Origin of the sequence: Streptomyces aurantiacus, assembly GCF_001418335.1 — a bacterium.
Lineage (GTDB): Bacteria > Actinomycetota > Actinomycetes > Streptomycetales > Streptomycetaceae > Streptomyces > Streptomyces aurantiacus.
This window is the reverse complement of the sequence record NZ_LIPP01000223.1, coordinates 1-22,319: the sequence shown is the minus strand read 5'-3', so window position 1 is coordinate 22,319 and position 22,319 is coordinate 1. Positions and strand designations below refer to the sequence as shown.

Annotated in this window: 22 protein-coding genes; 11 read left to right on the top strand and 11 right to left on the bottom strand. The window is 70.0% G+C overall.

Annotated elements, in window-relative coordinates:
• Positions 1-56: 56 nt before the first annotated feature.
• Both alc and allB read right to left on the bottom strand, forming a co-directional pair.
• Positions 57-1,187: an allantoicase gene (alc, locus tag AOK01_RS27240; protein WP_055516245.1), complete on the bottom strand. Its 1,131-nt coding sequence runs from the start codon at positions 1,185-1,187 to the stop codon at positions 57-59.
• A 163-nt stretch (positions 1,188-1,350) separates the two neighbouring features.
• Positions 1,351-2,712, bottom strand: coding sequence for an allantoinase AllB (allB, locus tag AOK01_RS27235; RefSeq protein WP_245702434.1), 1,362 nt, complete (start codon positions 2,710-2,712; stop codon positions 1,351-1,353).
• 367 nt (positions 2,713-3,079) lie between these two features.
• Between allB and AOK01_RS27230 the strand changes: the two genes are divergently transcribed.
• Positions 3,080-3,895, top strand: coding sequence for an IclR family transcriptional regulator (locus AOK01_RS27230; RefSeq protein WP_055516243.1), 816 nt, complete (start codon positions 3,080-3,082; stop codon positions 3,893-3,895).
• A gap of 55 nt (positions 3,896-3,950) precedes the next feature.
• Here AOK01_RS27230 and AOK01_RS27225 read toward each other — a convergent pair whose 3' ends face one another.
• Positions 3,951-4,265 carry a DUF5955 family protein gene (locus AOK01_RS27225; protein WP_055516241.1) on the bottom strand — a complete coding sequence of 105 codons (315 nt, stop codon included), beginning with the start codon at positions 4,263-4,265 and terminating at the stop codon, positions 3,951-3,953.
• Between the two features lie 224 nt (positions 4,266-4,489).
• On the opposite strand from AOK01_RS27225, the gene AOK01_RS27220 reads away from it, so the two are divergent.
• Complete coding sequence (locus tag AOK01_RS27220; RefSeq protein WP_055516239.1) at positions 4,490-5,089, top strand: nucleotidyltransferase family protein; 600 nt, start codon at positions 4,490-4,492, stop codon at positions 5,087-5,089.
• Between the two features lie 241 nt (positions 5,090-5,330).
• A complete protein-coding gene (aceB, locus tag AOK01_RS27215) occupies positions 5,331-6,965 on the top strand; it encodes a malate synthase A (protein ID WP_055516237.1) in 1,635 nt (544 codons plus the stop codon).
• Between the two features lie 54 nt (positions 6,966-7,019).
• Here the strand turns inward: aceB and AOK01_RS27210 are convergent, their stop codons facing one another.
• The 4 genes from AOK01_RS27210 to AOK01_RS27195 form a co-directional block, all read right to left on the bottom strand.
• Positions 7,020-7,934 (bottom strand): HipA family kinase, encoded by a 915-nt coding sequence (locus tag AOK01_RS27210; RefSeq protein WP_055516235.1) that lies wholly within the window; start codon positions 7,932-7,934, stop codon positions 7,020-7,022.
• 124 nt (positions 7,935-8,058) lie between these two features.
• Positions 8,059-9,081, bottom strand: a complete 1,023-nt coding sequence (locus tag AOK01_RS27205; protein ID WP_055516232.1) for a hypothetical protein — start codon at positions 9,079-9,081, stop codon at positions 8,059-8,061.
• Positions 9,078-10,070: an ATP-binding cassette domain-containing protein gene (locus tag AOK01_RS27200; RefSeq protein ID WP_055516230.1), complete on the bottom strand. Its 993-nt coding sequence runs from the start codon at positions 10,068-10,070 to the stop codon at positions 9,078-9,080. Before AOK01_RS27200 ends, AOK01_RS27205 begins: the two co-directional genes overlap by 4 nt.
• 10 nt (positions 10,071-10,080) lie before the next feature.
• Positions 10,081-10,476, bottom strand: a complete 396-nt coding sequence (locus AOK01_RS27195; protein ID WP_055516228.1) for a GntR family transcriptional regulator — start codon at positions 10,474-10,476, stop codon at positions 10,081-10,083.
• 155 nt (positions 10,477-10,631) lie between these two features.
• On the opposite strand from AOK01_RS27195, the gene AOK01_RS27190 reads away from it, so the two are divergent.
• Positions 10,632-12,233, top strand: a complete 1,602-nt coding sequence (locus AOK01_RS27190; protein ID WP_079103790.1) for a glycosyltransferase family 39 protein — start codon at positions 10,632-10,634, stop codon at positions 12,231-12,233.
• A 366-nt stretch (positions 12,234-12,599) separates the two neighbouring features.
• Here the strand turns inward: AOK01_RS27190 and AOK01_RS27185 are convergent, their stop codons facing one another.
• Positions 12,600-13,421, bottom strand: a complete 822-nt coding sequence (locus AOK01_RS27185; RefSeq protein WP_055516226.1) for an alpha/beta fold hydrolase — start codon at positions 13,419-13,421, stop codon at positions 12,600-12,602.
• A gap of 268 nt (positions 13,422-13,689) precedes the next feature.
• Positions 13,690-14,538, bottom strand: coding sequence for a helix-turn-helix transcriptional regulator (locus AOK01_RS27175; RefSeq protein WP_055516223.1), 849 nt, complete (start codon positions 14,536-14,538; stop codon positions 13,690-13,692).
• Positions 14,539-14,677: 139 nt separating this feature from the next.
• Here AOK01_RS27175 and AOK01_RS27170 point away from each other — a divergent pair, with 139 nt between their 5' ends.
• The 6 genes from AOK01_RS27170 (at position 14,678) to AOK01_RS27145 (ending at position 19,098) form a co-directional block, all read left to right on the top strand.
• Entirely contained in the window at positions 14,678-14,914 is a 237-nt protein-coding gene (locus AOK01_RS27170; RefSeq protein ID WP_055516219.1) for an Atu4866 domain-containing protein, read from the top strand.
• Positions 14,915-15,010: 96 nt separating this feature from the next.
• A complete protein-coding gene (locus tag AOK01_RS27165; RefSeq protein WP_055516216.1) occupies positions 15,011-15,769 on the top strand; it encodes an SDR family NAD(P)-dependent oxidoreductase in 759 nt (252 codons plus the stop codon).
• Positions 15,770-15,918: 149 nt separating this feature from the next.
• Positions 15,919-16,695, top strand: a complete 777-nt coding sequence (locus tag AOK01_RS27160; RefSeq protein WP_055516212.1) for an SDR family NAD(P)-dependent oxidoreductase — start codon at positions 15,919-15,921, stop codon at positions 16,693-16,695.
• Between the two features lie 255 nt (positions 16,696-16,950).
• Positions 16,951-17,526: a PadR family transcriptional regulator gene (locus AOK01_RS27155; protein WP_055516210.1), complete on the top strand. Its 576-nt coding sequence runs from the start codon at positions 16,951-16,953 to the stop codon at positions 17,524-17,526.
• 75 nt (positions 17,527-17,601) lie between these two features.
• Positions 17,602-18,759 carry an epoxide hydrolase family protein gene (locus tag AOK01_RS27150; protein WP_055516208.1) on the top strand — a complete coding sequence of 386 codons (1,158 nt, stop codon included), beginning with the start codon at positions 17,602-17,604 and terminating at the stop codon, positions 18,757-18,759.
• 69 nt (positions 18,760-18,828) lie between these two features.
• On the top strand, positions 18,829-19,098 hold the full coding sequence (locus AOK01_RS27145) for a pyridoxamine 5'-phosphate oxidase family protein (protein WP_079103788.1): 270 nt from the start codon (positions 18,829-18,831) through the stop codon (positions 19,096-19,098).
• Positions 19,099-19,157: 59 nt separating this feature from the next.
• On the opposite strand, the gene AOK01_RS27140 is transcribed toward AOK01_RS27145, so the two are convergent.
• Positions 19,158-19,730 carry a cysteine hydrolase family protein gene (locus tag AOK01_RS27140; protein WP_055516206.1) on the bottom strand — a complete coding sequence of 191 codons (573 nt, stop codon included), beginning with the start codon at positions 19,728-19,730 and terminating at the stop codon, positions 19,158-19,160.
• Between the two features lie 40 nt (positions 19,731-19,770).
• Complete coding sequence (locus tag AOK01_RS27135) at positions 19,771-21,312, bottom strand: FAD-dependent oxidoreductase (RefSeq protein ID WP_055516204.1); 1,542 nt, start codon at positions 21,310-21,312, stop codon at positions 19,771-19,773.
• A 380-nt stretch (positions 21,313-21,692) separates the two neighbouring features.
• Between AOK01_RS27135 and AOK01_RS27130 the strand changes: the two genes are divergently transcribed.
• The coding region (locus AOK01_RS27130) for a cytochrome P450 family protein (protein WP_483855251.1) at positions 21,693-22,319 on the top strand (627 nt) is incomplete at its 3' end.

Sequence of the window (22,319 nt, the reverse complement as noted above, 5' to 3'; positions counted from 1 at the left end):
CGGGGGCGGAGCCCCCGAGTCAGTGACGGGAATGGGTAGGGGCGGCGGGGGCGAAATCAGCCGCCGAGTTCGCGGTGTCGGGCAGCCAACCCCGCCGCCCCGTCCTCCGTCAACGCCCCGAACAGCCGCAGCCGCGAAATGCCGCCGTCCGGATAAATGTCCACGCGCGCGTGCGTACCCACCGCCGCGGCGGCGAGGACGAAGCGATGGTTCGTGTCGGGCTGGAGGCGGGTCCGGGGCAGGATCTCCGTCCACTCGCCGTCCGACCCGTCGCGCACGGAGACCGACGCCCAGCCGGCCGAGTTGCCTTTCAGGTAGGCCGTGTCGATCTCGATCGCCCGGATCTCGGACCGCGCGACGAGCCGGTAGCGGATCCAGTCGTTGCCCTGGTCGCGGCGCCGCCGTGTCTCCCAGCCGTCGTCCATCTTCTGGGAGCGCCCGGGCTGGATGGTGTTGGTGGCCGGCGAATAGAAGAGGTCGGACGCGTCCTCGACCTGGCCGCCGTTCTCCAGGGCCACCACGTCGAAGGTGCCGAGGACGGACAGCCACTTCGGGTCGGGTACGACCTCGCCGTACACACGCAGGCGTGCGATGCCGCCGTCGGGGTGCTGCTTGACTCGGATGTGGGTGATGCGCTGCTCGACGTCGACGGCGAACCCGTTGGCCGCGTGGCCGCCGACCTCCGTACGCGGTACGAGAGTCGACCACTTGACGTCGTCCGCGAGGAGTTCCTCGGGGGACGGCGCGCCGGGTACCGAGGTCCCTTCGACGGACACGGCCTGCGGGTGGTTGCCGCGGAAGTGGGCGGTGTCGACGACGATGCCGCGTACGACACCGGGGGCACCGAGGCGTACGAGGGCCCAGTCGTGGTCGTCGGCGGTGGGCCAGGGATGCCCGGCGGAGGCACCGCGTCGGCGCCGGGTCTCCCAGCCGTCCATGACCTTGCCCTTGTGCCCGAAGTGCTCGGGGTCGAACTCGGCCCGCCCGGGCAGCAGCAGGTTCTCGCGCTGGGCGAAGAACTCGTCGTTGGCGGCGACGACCCCGGCGCCGAGCTGCCGGCCGGCGAGGTCGGCGTACTGCGTGAAGGGGAAGTCGGCGGTGCGGTGGTCCGCGTACGGGTCGCCGCCTCCATAGGGGTTCGCGTCGCCGGTGAAACGAGCCAGGGCGGGTCGGTGCTGCTCCGTCACGGTGATCAGGTCTTCCTTTCGGGGCCGGCCGCTACGGGCGCGGGAACGGGTCCAAGGACGGGGACGACGGACTACGTAAACGGACCACGTAAACGGGCTACGCGGACGGGACTGTGCAGGCGGGACTACGCAGACGGGACTTCGCAGGCCGGGCAGTCACGAACTACTCCTGCCGAGACAGCAGTCGGCCGCCCGGCTCAGCGAACTCGCCCTCCCTCACCACACATTCGCCACGCAACCAGGTGGACCTCACGACACCCCGCAGAGTTCGGCCCGCGTACGCGGTGATCCGGTTGCGGTGCTGGAGTGCGGCGGGGTCGACGGTGAAGGTCTCGTCGGGGGCGAGGACCGCGAAGTCGGCGTCGCGGCCTGCCTCGATGGCGCCCTTGCGGTCGTCGAGCCCGACCAGCCGTGCCGGGCGCGAGGACATCCAGCGGACCACGTCCTCCAGGCCGTGGCCGCGCCTACGGGCCTCGGTCCATACGGCCGACAGGCTGAGCTGGAGCCCGGAGATGCCGCCCCACGCGGTCGCGAAGTCGTCGGTCTTCAGGTCGGCCGTGGACGGCGAGTGGTCGGTGACCACGCAGTCGATCGTGCCGTCGGCCAGCGCCTGCCACAGCAGGTCCTGGTTGGCGGCCTCGCGGATGGGCGGGCAGCACTTGAACTCGCTCGCCCCGTCCGGGACTTCCTCGGCGGTGAGCGTCAGATAGTGCGGACAGGTCTCCGCCGTGACGCGTACGCCCTCGCGCTTGGCCGCCGCGATCAGCGGCAGCGCGTCGCTGGACGACAGGTGCAGGACGTGGACGCGGGCGTCGACGCGCCCGGCCTGGGCGATGAGGTTCGCGATCGCGGTGTTCTCGGCGTCGCGCGGTCGCGAGGCCAGGAAGTCGGTGTACTTCCGGCCGCTCTTCTGCGGGGCCGCCGCCAGATGGTGCGGGTCCTCGGCGTGCGCGATCAGCAGCCCGCCGAATCCGGCGATCTCCGCGAGGGACCTGGCGAGTTGGCCCTGGTCCAGTTCGGGGAACTCGTCGACCCCGGAGGGCGACAGGAACGCCTTGAAGCCGAAGACCCCCGCGTCGTGCAGTGGACGCAGGTCCTTGACGTTGTCGGGCAGGGCGCCGCCCCAGAACCCGACGTCGATGTGCGCCTTGGCACGGGCCACGTCCCTCTTGGTGCGGAGGTGGTCGGCCCTCGTGGTCGGCGGAAGGGAGTTGAGGGGCATGTCGACCAGCGTCGTGATGCCGCCGGCCGCCGCGGCGCGCGTGGCGGTCCAGAAACCCTCCCACTCCGTGCGGCCCGGGTCGTTGACGTGCACGTGGGTGTCGACGAGTCCGGGCAGCAGGACGTCGTCACCGAAGTCCTCCAGCCGCGCCCCGGCGGGCACCTCGGCGTCGTGCGCGAGCACGGCCGTGATCTTTCCCGCGGTGACGGCGACCGAGGCCGCGCGCGTCCCTTCGGGAGTGATGACGCGCGTCGAGCGCAGGACCAGTTCGACCGGTCCGTCATCCAGTCCGCCATCGGACACCGGGACCCCTTTCCATGCCGGACGTATTGCCACCGCCGTCGTCTGTCGCCGTCTCCCACCGGCGTCTCCCGCCGGCCTCTCTCACCGGCGTCTCTCACCGGCGTCTCCTACCGCCATCCGCTCCCGCCGTTTACTTCCACGTAACGAAATTCAACGTTCTGTTGAAGGAGCCTTCTGAGTCTTCACTTCCTGCTCCATGGCGTCAAGAGTCGACTTGCCTCCGTCGCCGCACGAGTGGCGATCCTGGACCTTTCCATGAAGTGGAAATAAGCTTCCGTAGGGCAGAATTTAGCCACACGCAGCCGCCCGGTCAACCAACTGCCGGGTAGGCTTCCCACCTGTCTGCCCGCCTGAAAGGACCGCCCCCGTGCCGACGTCCAGCGCCAGCGACGCCCCTGCCACCGCCGCCGCCAAGCCGGCTGCCGCAGGCGGTGGCGTCCAGTCCCTTGAGCGCGCCTTCGACCTGCTGGAGAGGATGGCGGACGCGGGCGGCGAGGTCGGGCTGAGCGAGTTGTCCGCGAGCAGCGGGCTCCCGCTGCCCACCATCCACCGCCTGATGCGCACGCTCGTGGTCTGCGGTTACGTACGTCAGCAGACCAACCGGCGGTACGCGCTCGGCCCCCGGCTGATCCGTCTCGGCGAGTCGGCGTCCCGGCTGCTCGGCACCTGGGCCCGCCCCTATCTGGCCCGCCTGGTCGAGGAGACCGGCGAGACGGCGAACATGGCGCTGCTCGACGGCGACGAGATCGTGTACGTGGCACAGGTGCCGTCCAAGCACTCGATGCGGATGTTCACCGAGGTGGGCCGCCGGGTGCTGCCGCACTCCACCGGCGTCGGCAAGGCCCTGCTCGCCCATGTCCCGCCCGCCGAGGTGCGCGCCCTGCTGTCCCGTACGGGCATGCCCGCCGCGACGGACAAGACGATCACGACACCGGACGGTTTCCTCGACGCGCTCGAAGAGGTGCGCCGCGCCGGGTACGCGGTGGACGACAACGAACAGGAGATCGGGGTCCGCTGCCTCGCCGTCTCCGTGCCCGACTCCCCCACCGCGGCGGCGATTTCGATCTCCGGTCCTGCCGGCCGCGTCACCGAGGCGGCCACGGAACGGATCGTGCCCGTGCTCCAGCAGGTCGCGGTGGAACTGTCGCAGGCACTGGCGAATTCCGGCAGCCCGACCGCCTGAGCCGTGCCCGGCAAGTGGCCGGCAAGTGCCCGGCAAGGGAGTCGAGGAGCGCGGCTCAGCGGCGCGGCGGTTCTCCGAAGAGCTCGACGGCGCTGCGTACGGCGGCGAGCCCGGTGGCCAGCGCGCTGACCGAGCCGATGGAACCGGCGACCAGAAGCAGCGAGCGGCGCAGGCGCGGAATCTCGGGGGTACCACCGCCGGCCATCGCGGCGAGCGCCGCGAGTTCGTCCTCCGCGATGCCGCGGTCGGGGAACTCGACCGGATGCGCGGCGAGTTCGCGGCGCAGCCTGGACACGGCGGTCCGCAGCTCCGCCACTCTCGGATCCTCGTCGCTGCCGGTCACTGACCTCTGTCCCAAGCTCCGCAACACAGCTCTCCCCCTCGCGCGTCGTTGCGCGTACGACATCGTCTTTCCCGCCCGACCGTCCCGTGGCGTTGGTCGGGCGCCGGGGGACGCGGGCCAGTAAACGCCAATCGGTGCGGTGGGCGCCACTCCGAGGACCGAAATTCAGACCCCGGACATCCCCTTCTCGCTCACGGGTCAGGTACACAGTCGGGTATGCAGTCGGGTATGCAGTCGGGTATGCAGGAGGAATGACGGACAACCACGGCCCAGTGGCCGGACTGCTCCTCGCCGCGGGCGGCGGCCGGCGCCTCGGCGGACGCCCCAAGGCCCTCCTCGAACACCGGGGGCGCCCCCTGGTGGAGTACGCGGCCGGGGTCCTGCGCACGGCCGGGTGCGCCCGCGTCCACGTGGTTCTGGGGGCGCGGGCCGACGCCGTACGGGAGCGGGCGGAGCTGCCCGGGTGCGTACTGGTGGACAACCCGGACTGGGAGGAGGGCATGGGTTCCTCGCTGCGGGCCGGGCTTGAGTCCCTGCGCGGCACGGGGGTTCGGGCCGCACTGGTGTCACTGGTCGACCAGCCCGGCATCGGAGCCGAGGCGGCGGCCCGGCTCCTGGGTGCCTACCGGTCCTCCGCCACGCTCGCGTCGGCCTCCTACGAAGGACGGCGCGGCCACCCCGTCCTGCTCGGCGCGGACCACTGGGCGGGTATCTCGGCGACTGCGACCGGCGATCAGGGGGCACGCGCGTATCTGAAGGCGCACGCGGACGCGATCGCGCTCGTCGAGTGCGCGGACGTGGCACGGCCGTACGACATCGACACGGTGGCGGACCTCGCCCACCTGGAGTGACAGCGTCCCGAGCGTCACCGCACGGAGTAGCGGAGGAGGTGGCACTGAGCGCCGCCTTTCCTCGACCCGGAGAATCTCGACGTCAACACATCATGGTCGGCAGATCATTGAACTTCCACCATGAGGAAACTAGAATCCACTATTCACTGCTCAGAAGCGTCCGGGTCTCTCCCCGGGCGTCAACTGCCGTACCCGGTCGACCGGCACCCGGTGCCACGTTCGCTGAAGGAAGTGACAGCTCATGTCCGCACCAGCGCCGTCCTCGCTGGCCATCGTCGACGCCGAGCCCCTGCCCCGGCAGGAGGAGGTGCTCACCGACGAGGCCCTCGCCTTCGTCGCCGAGCTGCACCGGCGGTTCACGCCCCGTCGCGACGAGCTTCTCGCCCGCCGCGCCGAGCGCCGCGCCGAGATCGCCCGCACCTCCACGCTCGACTTCCTCCCGGAGACCGCCGCCGTCCGCGCCGACGACTCCTGGCGGGTGGCCCCGTCGCCTGCGGCCCTGAACGACCGCCGGGTCGAGATCACCGGGCCCACCGACCGGAAGATGACCATCAACGCGCTCAACTCGGGCGCCAGGGTATGGCTCGCGGACTTCGAGGACGCCTCCGCGCCGACCTGGGAGAACGTGGTTCTCGGCCAGGTCAACCTGATCGACGCCTACACCCGCCGCATCGACTTCACGGACGAGCGCACCGGCAAGTCGTACGCCCTCAAGGCGCCCGGGGAACTGGCGACGGTCGTGACGCGCCCGCGCGGCTGGCACCTGAACGAGCGCCACCTCGTCGACGCCGACGGCACACCGGTGCCCGGGGCGCTCGTCGACTTCGGCCTGTACTTCTTCCACAACGCCCAGCGGCTGCTCGACCTCGGCAAAGGCCCGTACTTCTACCTCCCCAAGACGGAGTCGCACCTGGAGGCCCGCCTCTGGAACGAGGTGTTCGTCTTCGCCCAGGACTACGTGGGCATCCCGCAGGGCACCGTCCGCGCGACCGTCCTGATCGAGACGATCACCGCGGCGTACGAGATGGAGGAGATCCTCTACGAACTCCGCGACCACGCCTCGGGGTTGAACGCGGGCCGCTGGGACTACCTCTTCTCCATCGTCAAGAACTTCCGTGACGGCGGCCGGAAGTTCGTCCTGCCGGACCGCAACGCCGTGACGATGACGGCGCCGTTCATGCGCGCGTACACCGAACTCCTCGTCCGCACCTGTCACAGGCGCGGGGCGCACGCGATCGGCGGCATGGCCGCGTTCATCCCGTCGCGGCGGGACGAAGAGGTCAACAAGGTCGCGTTCGAGAAGGTCAAGGCCGACAAGGACCGTGAGGCGGGCGACGGCTTCGACGGCTCCTGGGTCGCGCACCCCGACCTGGTGCCCATCGCGATGGCCTCGTTCGACGCGGTCCTCGGCGACCGGCCCCACCAGAAGGACCGGCTGCGCGAGGAGGTCGACGTGAAAGCCGCCGACCTCATCGCCGTCGACTCGCTCGACGCCAGGCCGACGTACGACGGACTGGTCAACGCCGTCCAGGTCGGCATCCGTTACATCGAGGCCTGGCTGCGCGGGCTCGGCGCCGTCGCGATCTTCAACCTGATGGAGGACGCGGCCACGGCGGAGATCTCCCGCTCGCAGATCTGGCAGTGGATCAACGCGGGCGTCGAGTTCGAGCACGCCGGGACCACCGTGCGGGCCACGCCCGAACTGGCCCGCGAGATCGCCGACCGGGAGCTGACGGACATCCGCGCCGAGATCGGCCAGGAGGCCTTCGCGGCCGGCCGCTGGCAGCAGGCCCACGACCTGCTGCTGACGGTCGCGCTCGACGAGGACTACGCGGACTTCCTGACCCTGCCGGCGTACGAGCAACTGGCCGGCTGAGCGGGCCGGACCCGTCCCCTCGCGCGCCGTACGTGTGGTGCGCGTCGTCCTCGGTCAGCCGAGGTGTACCGACCAGTCCTGTTCCGGCGCCGGTTCGCCGTGCAGGTCGGGGACCCGCTTGAGCCAGTCCGGCCGGCCCCGCCGGGTCTTCGCGGCCCGGTGGGCGTCCTCGCCCGCGAGCTGTTCACGGGTGGGGAAGTCCGTGGGGAGCCAGGCCGCGGAGGCGCCGACCCGGGCCAGGAGGTAGCCGACATACGCCTCGCGGACCTCGTCCGGGGTCGCGAAACCCGGCTCGTCGGCGAGCCAGGCATCGGGCACCTCGGCCGTGATCGCGCGCAGCAGTTCCGCCGTCACCCTGGGCGCGAGTTCGGCGTCCGCCGCGCGGGTGTCAGGGGTGTGGCCGCCGAGCGCGTGCCGCCGGAAGTCGTACGCCTTCTGAGGCGACGAGGCGTCCCAGCGGTGGTGGAAGACCAGCGCGGCGCCGTGGTCGATCAGCCACAGCTTCGGGGGCGCGACGCCGAGCGTGGGCCAGATCATCAGGTTCGAGCTGTGCGTCGTGCGGTCCACGTTGACCGTGAGGGCGTCCAGCCAGATGATCCGGCCCGCCTCCAGGGGGTCGACGTCGAACGCCTCCGCGACCTCGGGGGTGAAGTCCCGGGCGCCCGACAGGTAGTCCATGCCGAGGTTGAGCCCGGCGCTGGCCCGGAGCAGGTCCTGGACCTCCTGGTGCGGTTCGTGCCCGGCGACCGCCGGATCGAAGTGCACCAGCACCAGCTCGGGGAACCGCAGTCCCAGAGCGCGCGCCAGCTCACCCACGATCACCTCGGCGACGAGCGCCTTGCGGCCCTGCGCCGAGCCGGTGAACTTCACGACGTACGTCCCGAGGTCGTCGGCCTCGACGAGTCCCGGCAGCGAGCCGCCCTCCCGCAGGGGTGTGATGTAGCGGGTCGCAGTGACCTCTCTCAGCATTCTCCCAGGCCACCCATCTTTCCAACCATGCAATCCACGGCGACCGTCGAATAGTAACCGAGGGTGATCGCTGGCGAGGAGTGCCCGGGCCACCGCGCCAAGGTTACGACGGACTCTCGCACCTTCAGCGGGTCTTCATGCGTCGGACGTGTACGAGGCAGAAGGTGGCGAGGAGGGCGATCACGGTGAGACAGATCGCCGTGTCGAGCCATTGGAGGGGCAGGAATTGCTGTGGGTCGAGGTTGCGGATGTAGCTGCCGGTGATGTGCTGCGAGCGCGCGCATCGTTGTACGGCCTCCCAGCTGCCGGGCGGGCAGTTGTAGGTCTCGGTGAGTGAGCCGTCCGCATGGGTGTAACCCTGGTCGAGGTGCCAGGCGTTGGTGGTCCGGTTCGGGAAGACCACGCTGGATGTTCGTTCGATGGTCGGTGTGAGCAGGTGCGGGCGCAGCTGTTCCAATCCGGTCTGGAGGGCGAGGGTGACCGCGGCCGAGAGGGCGACCGCGGACAGGACGCGGCGCAGCAGCAGACCGAGGGCGGCACCGGTGGTCAGCGCGAGGAGCAGGTGTGCGACTCCGGCGGGGCCGGTGTAGGGCAGGTAGGACCAGTCGCTCTGGGGGGTGCTGTCGCGCCAGGCCGTGCCGATCGGTCCGGTGGCGGTGCGTCCGTGCCGGATGGTGTACCACCACCAGGTGACGGGCGCGGTGAGCAGGAGCGCGGCGAGGGCGGTGACGCCTCCGGTGACGCACAGTTTGGCTACGGCCCACTGGCGGCGGCTGACGGACTGGGTCCAGGCGAGTCGGTGGGTGCCGTCCTGAAGGGTCTGTGCGAACAACGGGGCGCCGAGCAGGGCGCCGACCGCGACGGGCAGGTAGCGCAGGGGAGGGTGCGCCTGTTCCATCACGGTGCGGACGGCGCCGGGTGTGTGGTCGCACACGGGCGGGCTGTCGGTGAGGCCGTTGGGGCAGGTCGTGGCCCAGTGTTCCACTGCGGTGACGAGTTGGTGGTGTTCCCAGAGGGCCCAGGCAGCGGCCAGGACGGCGAGGGCGAGTACGGTCCGGTGGGCCGTGCGGTGCTGGTGCCAGGCCAGCCGTGCGAGTCCCGCCGCGGTGCGGACGGTGGGGCGGGGAATGCGGGGGCGCGTGTTCACTGTGTCGGCCGTTCGTGACTGTCCGGGGTGCCGGCGGAGGGGGCGTCGTCCCGGGTGCTTCCGGCGATCAGCGGCGAGGCCTGCGGGTTACGCAGGTAGGCGAGGAGGATCTCCTCCAGGGAAAGCGAGGAGGTGCTGGCGGCTCCCTCGGTGGAGAGGGGGAAGCAGACCAGCGCCGTGTGGACGCGTCCGCTGCGACGGGTCTCGATCACCGTGCCCGCCTGTGGCGGCAGTGAGGGAGCGGCGGGGGCCGGGCAGGTGTACGTGATCAGGCTGTGTGCGGCCTGTACGAACTCCGTGTCGTCCGCGATGAGTATGCGTCCGCGGGCCGTCAGCAGGACGTAGTCGCAGACGAGGTGCAGTTCCGAGAGAGTGTGCGTCGACATCACGATGGTGGTGCCGTGCTCGGCGGCGCGGGTCATGAGTGCCCCGGTCAGGGCGCGGCGGCGCTGCGGGTCGAGGTCGGCCATCGGCTCGTCGAGCAGCAGCAGGTCCGGCTGTTTTCCCAGTGCCAGGGCGAGGGCGACGCAGGTGCGCTGGCCGGTGGAGAGGCGGCCGACGCGAGCTTTGAGGGGTACGTCGCAGTTGTCGACGATCGCGCGGGCAGCCGCGTCGTTCCAGTTGGGGTTGAGGTCCCGCCCGAGGCGGAGCGTCTCCGCGACGGTGAACCTTCTTTCCAGCGGGCGATCCTGGAACAGCGTCCCGATGCGCGGCAGCACGGCGGGGCTGCCCGGGACGTGACCGAGGACGCGCAAAACCCCCGCGTCGGCGGGCCGCAGGCCGGCCGCCACGGCGACCAGGGAGGACTTGCCCGCACCGTTGGGCCCTACCAGGCCGACAACGCGTCCGCGGGGAACGGTGAAGCTCCCATCGCGCAGCGCCCACCCGTCCCGACCGTGGAGTCCGAGACCAACGGCTTCAAGTGCGGGTGCGGTCGCGGATGCGTCGTCGCCATGGTGCGCGGAGGCCGGGCCGGAAGAAGGGGTCATCGCTTCTCGATCATCGTGCGTCGACAGGCCGGGGGAAGAAGACGTCGAGTTCGGCGGCCAGTAGCGCGGCCACGTCCTCGCGCTCCAGTCCGTCGGCGCGGGCGGTGGCCATCCAGACGCGCAGCCCGTCGCGCAGCGGGGAACCGGCCTGTGTGCCGGGTTGCGCGAGCGAGGCCCGTACGAACGTTCCCCGGCCTTGGCGGGTGTCGACCAGGCCCTCCCGTTCCAGCTCTCGGTAGGCCTTCAGGACAGTGTTCGGGTTGACCGCCGCGGCGGCGACCACCGCCGACGCCGAGGGCAGTTTGTCGCCCGGCAGGAGCTGGCCCAGCCGCAGGGCCTGCTTGGTCTGCTGGACGATCTGCTGATACGGGGCCACGCCACTGTGCCGTTCGATCCGATACTCCATGGGTCCACTATCTCACCACTAGCTGAGTGGTGGACCTGTGTTGAGTGCTTTCGACCCAATTCAGCTTACTGATGGGGGCTGTTTGACAGAAGCGTGACCCTCCCTGAGACTCGGTCCACTAGTTATGTGATTGACTTGATCGAGGGAGCTCTCCCATGCTGACGGACACCCGTGGCCCCGCGCGGACGCTCAGTCCTCCGGCCCCCGTCCGTCCTTACGCCCGAGCTCTCGGCGGCCCGCGCCGCGCCACCGAGGCGGTCCTGCTCTGCCTCCTGGCCCTGGTGGTGCGACTGCCGTCCTTCCACCGCCCGTTCTGGAGTCCGGACGAGGGTTACCTCGCCACGCAGGCGGCGATGCTGCGGAACGGCGGTCACCTGTACGAGGACGTCGTGGACCGCAAGCCACCGCTGATGCCGTGGCTGTACGAGGCGTCCTTCACGATCGCCGGGGACGGCGGGCTGGCGGCGGTGCGGGTCGCGGCGGTGGCCGCGCTCGGTGTCACCGCGGTCCTCACCGCGAGGACGGCAGGCCATCTGCTGGGTGCCTGGGCGGCACTGCCGGCCGGGGTGCTGACGGTGACCGCCTCGCTGGCCCTGCCGGCGCCGGACGCGATGGCCGCCACCTTCGAGATCTTCATGCTTCCCGCGACCGCGGCCGCGGTCCACTTCGGGGTCAAGGGCCGTTTCCTGCCCGCAGGATTGGCCGTCGCCGTCGCGGCCCTGACCAAGCAGGTCGGATTCGCGCCCCTGCTGCCGCTGCTGCTGCTCGCCCTCAGCGGGCCACGACGGCGCCGGGACACCCTGGCCCTGACCCTGGGCGCGGCGGCTCCCGTGGGGATCTGCGCACTGACCCTCGGGGCCCACCGCTTCACCTTCTGGGTGTTCCTCTCCTCGGGGCCGTACACAACGTCGCCGCCCGGCGCGCAGGTGGTCGCAGGACGCGCCGGGTCCGGCCTCGCGTGCCTGCTGACCGCGTTCGCCGCCGTGGTGCTCCTGCTCCCGCTGCTGCCTTGGCGCCGTCGTGTACACCGCGTTCGGGCGGTGCGGCGCGGGCTCGGCGGAACCGGCCCGGCCACTGAGTCCTCCCGCCGCACCGACCGGATGCTCGCCGGGTGGATGCTCGCCTCGGCCGCAGCGGTGTCGGTGGGCTGGCACTTCTACGGCCATTACTTCCTCCAGCTCGTACCGCCCGCCGTTTTGCTGGCCCTGCGCGTGGTGGACGTGTCCGGCAGGACGGCGTCCGACGGACCGGCCGTACTGCGCCGCCTGGTGGGACGGGCCGGGCGGGCGGGGACCGCCTGGTGCGTGGCGGCGTGCTCGCTGCTGGCGGCTGCCTTCTGGACGGCGGGGGCGTGGCAGGCCCGGCCCCCGCAGCTGGAGAAGTCACTCGCGGTGGCGGCCGCTGTACGTGAGCACAGCGCGCCCGGGCAGCCCGTACTCGTGTGGGGTATGCACCCGGAGACGTACTGGCTGTCCGGCCGGCCTCCGTCGAGCCGCTACCTCACCGCGGGCCTGCTGACGAACTTCAGCGGCGGCGCTGACGTCCGCCGCGTCGGCCGCGCCTATGCCGTCCCCGGTACCTGGTCCGTCTTCCGTCGCGAACTGGCGCACACACCGCCCTGCGTCCTCGTGGACGATTCGACCGGCACGCCCTATCCCCTCGCCGACTACCCGGAACTGCGGACGCTGCTCGCCGACGGCTACCAGCGGGTCGCCGAGATCGACGGCGCACGCGTGTACCGCCGAGACAGCTGCTGAACGGGGCCCACGGCCGAAGAACCCGTACACCGATGGAAGAACCTGCGGGTCTCGGCGGCGAGTTAGGCCCGGTCGCAGGCCCGGTGGTGCATGGGCAGGCTCCGCTTGAGGTCGGCGTTGACCAGCTCGTCCGGGGAACGTGCCCACGCCCTGCCCGGTCAGCCGTACCCGGTACGGCTTCGCGATCAGATTCCCCACCCCGGCCCGAGTCCACAGCCGGCCCGCAAGACCCGTCACACGGCCGGTGATCCAGGACGGCCCGCCGGGCGCCCTGTTGCCCGAACTCACTCAACAGCTGGTGCTCGCCGGCCCGGCGCCCGCGGGACTGCGCCACCAGCGCGGCAACCGCCCGCACGCGAAGCACACTCAGTCCGAGTGGAATCTCGCTGTCAGGCAGGCCAGCAGCTGGGCGGGGGCGTCTTCCTGCAAGAGGTGGCCGGCGCCCTCGATCCAGTGCAGCTCGGCATGCGGAACGCGCTCGTGCAACCACTCGGCGTACTTCGGAGGAAGAATGCGGTCCTCACAGCCCCAGACGAGCCGTACAGGAAGCGACATACCACCCAGCAAGTGCTCATACGCGATGGTGTCCGCATGCCTGATCTGGCTGTACTGACGGTAGAACGCGGCCTGCCCCGAGTCCCCCCGCCACGGTGCGAGGAACGCATCGAGAACTCCCGGCCGGAAGCCGACGTGCGTGGCGTGCCGCAGGTGGCCGGCGACCAGCGCTTCGTGCGCGTAGTCCGGAAGCTTCTGGAATACCTCCCTGTGCTCCAGGAAGAGCTGGAAGAGTCCTCGCTCCCACTCGCCGCCGCTCACCGCGTCGAAGAGGGTCAGATCCCGGTAGCTCCTCCCTTCCAAGAGCAATGTCCGAAGCGCCACTGCCCCGCCGATGTCGTGGGCGACAATGCTGGGCCCGGACAGCTCCCAGTGGTCGAGGAGCCGGGCGAAGTTCCTCGCATGAGCCGCCAGGCTGAGGTCCTGGCCCTCGCGCTGGTCCGACTGGCCGAAGCCGAGATGGTCGAAAAAGAAGACCTTGCGGGTACGGGCGAGCGCCGGAGCGATGTCCCGCCAAAGAAAGGATGAATACGGCGTGCCGTGCACCAGCACGATCGGGTCTCCGCTGCCCAAGGCCCCCCACCGCATCATCCCTTCAGGCGTCTCGAATTCCGCGTCAAGTGTCCAGTCCATCACTGGCCTCCGCTCCTGCCTCATGAACAACACCTTCCACTTCGAGCATGCCTCGATGCCTCAGCAGCAAGATCGCCCGCGGTCCCGGGATCATGTGCATCGCCCTTGCCTCGAAGAGGGGGAGCTGGAGGCCGGACGCGCCCTGCTCCAGGAATGGCTCCAGCAGTTGGCTGCCGACCGCCACGAGCCAGGTCATCACCCATGAGGCATGCGGAGGCGAGATCGGCCGGGCACTGTTGCCGACCGATCTCCATGTTCCGTCGGCTGATCAGCGGCGCGACCGAGGGGCGGGGCGGCGGCGGGTGGCGTGGATGGAACCGAGCAGATCGAGGGACTGTGCGCTGGGGCTGCCCGGTTCGGCGTGGTAGATGACGAGCTGCTGGCCGGGGGCGTCGCGTACGTCGAATGCCTGGTAGGTGAGGGTGAGGGGGCCGACGTCCGGGTGGAGGAAGTGTTTGGCGTCCTGGGTCTTGCCGCGCACGATGTGGGAGTTCCAGAGGCGGGTGAAGTCCGCGCTGTGCTCAGTGAGGGTGCGGACGAGCTCGCGCAGCCGTGGGTTGTCCGGGTCGAATCCGGTTGCCTCGCGAAGGTTGGCGACGGCGGCCTGTGCTGCCCGGTCCCAGTCCGTGTAGAAGGTGCGGCCCGCAGGGTCGAGGAAGGTCATGCGGGCCAGGTTGTCCGCCGGTTCGAACGGGGCGTAGAGGGCATCGGCCAGGGCGTTGGCAGCGAGGAGGTTCAAGGTCCGGCTCATGACGAACGCTGGAGTGTTCGGGTAGCCGTCCATCAGCTGTCGCAGCGCCGGGCTGACCCGCTCGGCGGCGTGGCCGGAGGGCCGGTCGACCGGTGTGGCCCCGGCCACCCGGTACAGGTGCGCGCGGGCGTCCGCGTCGAGGCGTAGCGCGCGGCTGAGCGCGTCGACCACCTGGGGTGAGGGGTTGCGCTCGCGGCCTTGTTCCAGGCGGGTGTAGTAGTCGGCGTTCACTCCGGCCAGGACGGCGACCTCCTCGCGGCGCAGTCCGGCGACTCTGCGGGATCCGTAGCTCGCCATGCCGACGTCCGGCGGCAGCAGGTCGGCGCGGCGTGTGCGCAGGAAATCTCCCAGGTGGTTGTCGTCCATGTGTTCAGGCTAGGCGGCGGTCCGGTGTGCTGCCTGGGTGTGCCGCACCCAGGCAGCACGCGTCCTGGTTGATGGCCGGTGGCCCGCCCAGACTCGGTGGCGCAGGAAGGACCACATCGTGCGAGGAGAGGGGTCCGCCATGACCGGGACCGTTGAGGGCGACCAGGTCGACGTGGTCGGGGCGTGGGTGACCGCGGATGGTCGCACCCGGCAGGAGCTGCTGCCGGACGGCCGGTACGACGAAGCCCGCGGTGAGCGGACCGGCGCGTACACCGGCCGGTACACGGTGGCCGGCAGCCACGACGGAGTGCTCCATCACGAGCACCTCGTGCTCTACCGGGAGCAGAAGCAGTCCTGGAGAAGGCCGAGCCCGTGACCGCCCTGGTACCCGGGGTGCGACTCCGCCGTCGGCGGACCAGGAAGCCCCGACACAACAGTCGGTCAACAGCAACGAGAATCAAGGACCACAGCCATGACAGGACAACGACTTGACGGCAAGGTCGCGCTGATCACAGGCGCGACCGGCGGCCTCGGCACGGCGACCGCCGAACTCTTCGCCGGCGAAGGCTCCCGGCTGGTGATCACCGATGTCGCCGAAGGCCCCCTGCGGGAGCTGTCCCACCGGATCGAGGCACGCGGTGCGGAGGTCGTCGCTGCCCGCCTCGATGTCTCCTCCGCGCGGGAGTGGGACGAAGTGATCACCGTCGTACGCGACCGGTTCGGAACGCTTGACGTGCTCGTGAACCTCGCCGGCATCCTGGACTGGCCAGGTATCGAGGACACGCGGGAAGAGGCGTGGGACCGCGTCATCGACGTGAACCAGAAAGGCACATGGCTTGGCATGAAGGCGGCGATGCCGCTCCTGCGTGCGAGCGGCAACGCGTCCGTGATCAATACGTCGTCAGTACTCGGCCTGGTGGGAAGCGGTGCGGCTGCGGCCTACCAGGCGTCCAAGGGTGCCGTGCGCCTGTTGAGCAAGACCGCCGCGGTCGAGTACGCCCGGCAGGGAGTACGGATCAACTCGGTGCATCCTGGGGTGATCGCCACGCCAATGATCCAGGACCTCCTGGACGACCAGGGCGACCAGCAGCCGGACATCCAACGCACCCCCATGCGCCGAGCCGGCCGCGCCGACGAGGTCGCCCCCGCGATCCTTTTCCTGGCCTGCGACGACTCCTCGTTCGTCACCGGCTCGGAGCTGGTGGTCGACGGCGGGCTTACCGCGCACTGAACAACCCAGCCGTACGACGTTCACGTGGGCCTGCCGTGAATGCGTCAACGGCGCGGCCCACCCGGTCCGCGCACCGCACCACTGCACAGCGCTTCAGGTGCCCTGCACCGGCGCCTGCACTCACAGTCACCTTCTCCAGGGACCGCACCATGACACCTGCAACCGCATCCGCCGCAACATCCGAATCCACCGAGTTCGCTGGGAAGATCGCCCTCGTCACTGGAGCAGCGCGAGGGGTGGGCCGGGAGACCGTGGCACTCCTCCACGCCCGCGGCGCCCGGGTCGTCGCCCTCGACCTCCGCCCCGACGTCACGAACCTGGCGCAGGAGTTTCCCGGCGTCATCGCAACAAACGGTGACATCGCCCAGGAGGAGACCGCCCACCGCGCGGTGGCAAGGGCCCTGGACGCCTTCGGCGGGCTGGACATCCTCGTGAACAATGCCGGGCGCACCCAGAACAAGCCCGTCACCGAAACCACGGCCGAGGACTGGGACACCGTGATGGCGGTCAACGCCCGCGGCTCCTTCTTCTGCGCCCGCGAGGCATTCCGGGCCATGAGGAGCCGCGCCGGCGGCGCCATCGTGAGCACCGGCTCGTACGCCTCCACCGTCGCCCTGCCCGAAGGCGTCGCCTACAGTGCGTCGAAGGGCGCTCTGGCCCAACTGACCAAGGTGCTCGCCGTCGAGGGCGGCCCGCTGGGCATCCGCGCCAACCTCGTGGCCGCGGGCGTCATCGAGACGGACTTCCTCGACACCATCCGCCCCGACAGCCGCGCCTACCTGGCGTCCTTCGCCGCCGCGCAACCACTGGGACGTGTGGCGCAGCCCGAGGAGATCGCCGAGGTCCTGTGCTTCCTCGTCTCGCCCCGCTCCAGTTTCGTCACGGGAGCCGTGGTCGCCGCTGACGGCGGTTTCACCGCGATCTGACGACATATCAGGCAGCAGTTGGACCTGGTCAAGGTTGGTGCGTCGCCGGTAGTGGCAGTGGCGGGAGCTTTGTCGTCGCGCAGGGGCGTCCAACGTGCCCTCAGCATCGGGAAGTCGGAAATCGCTCACTGTTCAGTCACGGCGGTGAGCCCGGCGATGAATCCCGTTCGTGACCTCGACGCGGTCGCTCCCGGCGTCGAGGTTCAGCACATCGGTCGGTTGCCTATGGACGAGTACTCATGCAAGAGTAATCACATGTCATCGATCAGGTTGTTCATCCTCGACACGTTCGCGAGGAACGGCGAGATGCACGGGCACAAGGTGCGCCTCCAGGCCGAGCGGGAACATCTGCACCTGTGGACGGACGTGTCCGTGGGCAGCCTGTACCAGGCGATCAAGCGCCTGCCGGCTGAGGGCTTGCTCGAAGAGGTCAGGACCGAGAAGGAGGGCAATCTGCCCGAGCGTCAGGTGTACGGCATCACCGGTGAGGGGCGGCTGCGTCTCAAGGAGCTCCAGTCCGAGAGTCTGCGCCACATCTGGATGAAGCCGGACCCGTTCGACCTGGCCCTCACCCGCCTGGACCCGGAGAAGCTGGACGAGCTCCACACGGTGATCGCATCCCGGCTGGATGAACTCGCCTCCATGCTCTCGGACACCGAGGCGCTGAACGCCAACGCCATCGACGGCGGCTACCTGACGGTGAGCGAGGCACTGGCGGTCAGTCACAGTGCGCACAGGCTGCGCGCCGAGATCGCCTGGCTCCAGGAGGTCCTGGACGCGGTGCCCGAGATTGTCACCGATGAACGGACCCGTCAGCCCGACACCCTCTGAATCACCGGATTCCGCCCCCCTTGAATCCACCCGCGTCGCAGTCGGCGCGGCATCGCCCGGTAGGGAGCACGTCCCATGTCCGAACTCATCGAACCCTTCACCCTGTCCGTGCCGGAGGAACAGCTGACCGACCTGCGTGAGCGGCTCTCCCGCACCCGGTGGCCCGATCCGGAGACCGTTCTGGACACCAGCCAGGGACCCCAGCTGGCGAAGCTCCGAGCGCTGCACGACTACTGGCTCAACACCTACGACTGGCGGCGGTGCGAGAAGACCCTCAACGGCCTCGGCCAGTCCCGCACCATCATCGATGGTCTGGGCATTCACTTCCTCCATGTGCGCTCGCCCGAGCCGGACGCCCTCCCGCTGGTCATGACCCACGGATGGCCCAGCTCCGTCCTCGACTTCCACAAGGTCATCGGCCCACTGACCGATCCCGCGGCCCACGGCGGTGACCCGCGGGACGCCTTCCATCTCGTGGTGCCGTCGCTGCCGGGATTCGGGTTCTCCGACCGGCCTACGGAACCCGGCTGGGGATTCCCCCGGGTCGCCGATGCCTGGATCACGCTGATGGACCGGCTCGGCTACCGGCGATGGGGCGCCCAGGGTGGCGACCTCGGATGCGCGGTCACCGACGAGATCGGCCGCAAGGCCCCCGACGGATGCGTCGGGCTGCACCTCAACTTCGCCATGTTCCCGCCGACGCCCGACGAGATCCAGGACGCCACCGAGCACGAGCAGGCAATGCTCGACAGCGCCGCCTACTTCTGGGAGAACCTCTCGGGCTACGCCAAGGAGCAGGCAACCCGCCCTCAGACCATTGGCTACTCCCTCGCGGAGTCTCCCATCGGCCTGGCTGCCTGGATCTACGCGATGTTCCAGGACACCTGCGGCACGCCGGGGGACGCGGAAGCATCATTCGCCCTGGACGAGTTGCTCGACGACATCATGCTCTATTGGCTTCCCAACACCGGGACATCCTCTGCGCGGACCTACTGGGAAATGGCACGTTCGGCACGGCCCTCCGCGCCGGACGCCGCCGAACCGATCGCACTGCCTACCGGCTTCAGCATGTTCCCCAAGGAACACGTCCGGAAGTCCCAGCGCTGGGTGGAACGGCGCTACAACAACGTCGTCCACTTCAACGAACTCGACGCGGGCGGGCACTTCGCGGCCCTGGAACAACCGGCACTCTTCGTTGACGAAGTCCGGACCACCTTCCGTTCCTTGCGCTGAGCGCACCGCCGACATGGCCGACATGGCACCTCTCACCGACAGCTTTTCCCCCACGAAGGGCGATACCTCATGGCCCCCCTGCCCGGCGAACTCCTCAAACTGCTGAACGGGCCCAGCCCCTGCTTCATCGCCACCACCATGCCGGACGGCTCGCCCCAGCTCACCCAGACCTGGGTCGACACCGATGGTGAACACATCCTCATCAACACCGTCGAGGGCTACCGCAAAACCAGAAACGTGCAACGCGACCCCCGTGTGGCCGTCAGCATCGCCGACCCCACCTCCCGCAGGGGGCCTTCGGCGACATCGGTGATCACCAGCCGCAGGGGTGTGATGTAGCGGGTCGCGACGACCTCTCTCAGCATGTCCCAGGCCCCACAGTTCGTTAGCCCAGGGTGTCAGAACTCGATCGAAGCGGCGTCGCCGATGGTGACGCCCATGTTCCGTTCCATCATCTGGAGCGCCGCCTCGGCCAGCTCCGGATGGATGTGGGCCACGGCGTCCTCGGGCACGGTCGCCCGGATGTGCCGGATGTGCGCGTCCAGGGCGGAGTAGAGCACGCACTGTTCGGTGACCTGGCCGCAGAGGATCACGTGTCCGACGTTCAGCTGGGAGAGCAGGTACGACAGGGGGGTCTCGTAGAAGATCGAGTGCCGGGCCTTGACGACGAAGAGGGAGTCGTCCGTCGGCCGGACGGGTTCGACCAAGTCGGCGTGGGGACCGGCGAGAGCCGTTTCGAGCAGTTCTCCGTGGTGCGAGCGCCATTCGCCGAAGTTGTCGTTGACGTAGATGACGGGTACCTGGTGGCTCCGGGCCTCGTCGATCAGGCGCGCGATACGGGGTACCGCTTTCCGCGCTGACGGCACGAGCAGCTCGGCGTCGACGTGATCGTAGGTGTTGATCATGTCGATGACGATCAGCGCGGATCGCTCCGTGTGTTCCCTGTGTTCCCTGTGTTCCCTGTGTGCCATGACGGCTTCGCCTCTCACGCCGCGCCGTACGCTTCCGCCGTCAGCTGCCCGGGAGGTCCCGCTTCTCCAGCGGCCGGCCGGCAGGACCCTGGCGGATCGAACCGTCGACGCCGAAACGGGAGCCGTGGCAGGGGCACTCCCAGGCCGTCTCGGCGTCGTTGAAGGCCACCAGACACCCCAGGTGCGTACACCGTGCGGACACGGCCTGGGCCACGCCGTCCTTGTCCCGGTAGACCGCGCAGCGCTGTCCTTCGACGCGTACCACCGCGCCGGTGCCCGGCGGGATCTCGGCCACCGAGTCGACGTGCGTGGTGCTCAGCCGGTCGCCGACGAAGTGCTTGGCGACCTCGGCCTGTTGCTTCAGCAGGGCGGGGGCCTCGCGCAGGGTGCTCTTCAGCCGGCGCGGGTCGTACAGGCCGGCCCACGCCGGCTCGTCGCCTCGGATCAGGTCGGTGAGGAGCCGGCCGGCCATGACGCCGCCGCTCATGCCCCAGCCGCCGAACCCGGTGGCCACGTACGTGTGGCGGGAGCCGGCGTGGAAGGGGCCGACCAGCGGCACGGTGTCGGTGGAGTCGTTGTCCTGGGCGGCCCAGCGGTAGGCGGTGTCCCCGACGGGGAACCTGGCGCGCATCCAGGCGTCCAGCCGCCGGAACCCTTCGCGGGGGTCGCCCGTGCCGGGGGTGAAACTCTCGCCGGTGACGATGAGCAGGCGATGGTCCTCGTCGAGCGGCGCCGTGCGCACCGACCGCTTGCCCTCCTCCTGCGTGATGTACATGCCGGCCGGCGCGATGCCGGCCGCGATCGGGGCGGCGACCACCAGTTCCCTGCGCGGGGAGAGCCGCGCGAAGGTCAGGGCCCTGTCGAAGACGGGAAAATGGGTGGCGACCACCACGTCGCGCGCCGTGACGGTGTGGCCGGACTCGACGGTGACCCGGCAGGGGGAGCCTTCCGACAGGCCGGTCGCCCGCGAGCGTTCGTAGATCCGGCCTCCCCTGGCCAGGACGTCCTCGGCGAGGGCGAGCAGGTACTTACGGGGGTGGAACTGTGCCTGCGCGTCCACCCGGACGGCGCCGCTCACCTCGTACGGCAACTCGGTGCGTGCCACGTACGTCGCCGCGAGCCCGGCCGCCGCGGCTGCCTCGGCCTCGGCCCGCAGTTCGGGCACGGCGGCGGGCTCCGTGGCGTAGGTGTAGGCGGGGACGCGCTCCAGGTCGCACGCGATGTCGAGCATGGCGACGATCTCGGCCACCCGTTCCACCGCGCCCTGCTGCGAGCGCGCGTACAGCCCGGCGGCGTCCTGGTCCCGGGTCCGGCGCAGCCGGTCGTAGACCAGGGTGTGTAGGGCTGACACCTTGGCGGTGGTGTGTCCGGTGACCCCCGCCGCGATCCGGTCGGCCTCCAGCACGGCGACCGTCCGGCCGGTGCGGGCCAGCTCCCACGCCGTGCTCAGCCCAGCGATACCGCCGCCCACCACGACCACGTCGACCGTGGTGTCCTCGGTCAGGGCCGGGTGATCGGTGGCGTCGGCGGTCGCCATCCAGAACGATTCGCCCTGTCCGGGCAGGGGCCGCTGGTCGGTCATGTCAGCCTTTCCAGTCGATGGCGGTGACGGTGGCGGTGGCGGTGGGGGGGGGATGTGACGCGTCGGCATTCCCTCTCCGCCGTTCCTCTCCGCCGTTCCTCTTCACCGGCCCTCCGCACCGGCGCGCGGAGAGCGGCCGGACCGGAACCGACAAGTAACCCGCGAAGCGGACGCGTAAACGTCGCGGTTCGGAAGCTCTTCGCACGGATGATTTACCGTTTGCGAACGGGAAGGTACGTCACCGTGAGAGATTTCCTGGCGATCGGGTACTGGCACACAGTCATCACCTGTCCACCGCCTTCGTCGAGCACTTTTCGTGCCGACACCCGACCCGACACCCGACCGGCACGCCGGACCGAACGGCAGCTCTGGGAGACCCCATGTACGACAGCACTCTCGCTCTGCTGACCGAGGGATACGCGTGGCTGCCCGACCGAAGACGCCGGAACGGCCGCGCTCCGGTCCGCACCCGCCTGCTGGGGAAGCCGGCCATCGCGCTCCACGGTAAGGAGGCGGTGGGCTTCTTCTACGACGAGGCACATGTACGACGGCGTTCGGCTCTTCCGGAGCCGGTCATCGACACCCTCTTCGGCCAGGGGGCGGTGCACACCCTCGACGGTGAGACGCACCGCGTACGCAAGGCGTTGTTCGTCTCGCTGCTCAAGGACCACAGCCGTGTCGCCGCGCTCGCCCACCGTGCGGAGGAGGAGTGGGAGCACGCGCGGGCCGACTGGGCGGAACGTGAGCGGGTCGTGCTGTTCGACGCGATGAGCGAGCTGCTGACCCGGGCCGTCTGCTCCTGGGCGGGCCTCCCGGACTCCGTCGGCAAGGACCGCGGCCTGGCGCGGGACCTCGTGTCGATGGTGGACGGCTTCGCCACCGCGGGACCCCGGCACTGGCGCGCCCGCCGCGCCCGCGCCCGTCAGGAGAGCCGCCTCGGGGAGCTGATCACCGAGTGCCGTACGGGTGTGGCCACGGGGGCAGGTGTGGCCACACCCGTACGGCAC

Coding starts and splice junctions, on each gene's coding strand:
- AOK01_RS27220 (WP_055516239.1), top strand. CDS start 4,490: ATGACGGACAACCACGGCCCAGTGGCCGGACTGCTCCTCGCCGCGGGC.
- aceB (WP_055516237.1), top strand. CDS start 5,331: ATGTCCGCACCAGCGCCGTCCTCGCTGGCCATCGTCGACGCCGAGCCC.
- AOK01_RS27210 (WP_055516235.1), bottom strand. CDS start 7,934: ATGCTGAGAGAGGTCACTGCGACCCGCTACATCACACCCCTGCGGGAG.
- AOK01_RS27200 (WP_055516230.1), bottom strand. CDS start 10,070: ATGACCCCTTCTTCCGGCCCGGCCTCCGCGCACCATGGCGACGACGCA.
- AOK01_RS27195 (WP_055516228.1), bottom strand. CDS start 10,476: ATGGAGTATCGGATCGAACGGCACAGTGGCGTGGCCCCGTATCAGCAG.
- AOK01_RS27190 (WP_079103790.1), top strand. CDS start 10,632: ATGCTGACGGACACCCGTGGCCCCGCGCGGACGCTCAGTCCTCCGGCC.
- AOK01_RS27185 (WP_055516226.1), bottom strand. CDS start 13,421: ATGGACTGGACACTTGACGCGGAATTCGAGACGCCTGAAGGGATGATG.
- AOK01_RS27175 (WP_055516223.1), bottom strand. CDS start 14,538: ATGGACGACAACCACCTGGGAGATTTCCTGCGCACACGCCGCGCCGAC.
- AOK01_RS27170 (WP_055516219.1), top strand. CDS start 14,678: ATGACCGGGACCGTTGAGGGCGACCAGGTCGACGTGGTCGGGGCGTGG.
- AOK01_RS27165 (WP_055516216.1), top strand. CDS start 15,011: ATGACAGGACAACGACTTGACGGCAAGGTCGCGCTGATCACAGGCGCG.
- AOK01_RS27160 (WP_055516212.1), top strand. CDS start 15,919: ATGACACCTGCAACCGCATCCGCCGCAACATCCGAATCCACCGAGTTC.
- AOK01_RS27155 (WP_055516210.1), top strand. CDS start 16,951: ATGTCATCGATCAGGTTGTTCATCCTCGACACGTTCGCGAGGAACGGC.
- AOK01_RS27150 (WP_055516208.1), top strand. CDS start 17,602: ATGTCCGAACTCATCGAACCCTTCACCCTGTCCGTGCCGGAGGAACAG.
- AOK01_RS27145 (WP_079103788.1), top strand. CDS start 18,829: ATGGCCCCCCTGCCCGGCGAACTCCTCAAACTGCTGAACGGGCCCAGC.
- AOK01_RS27140 (WP_055516206.1), bottom strand. CDS start 19,730: ATGGCACACAGGGAACACAGGGAACACAGGGAACACACGGAGCGATCC.
- AOK01_RS27135 (WP_055516204.1), bottom strand. CDS start 21,312: ATGACCGACCAGCGGCCCCTGCCCGGACAGGGCGAATCGTTCTGGATG.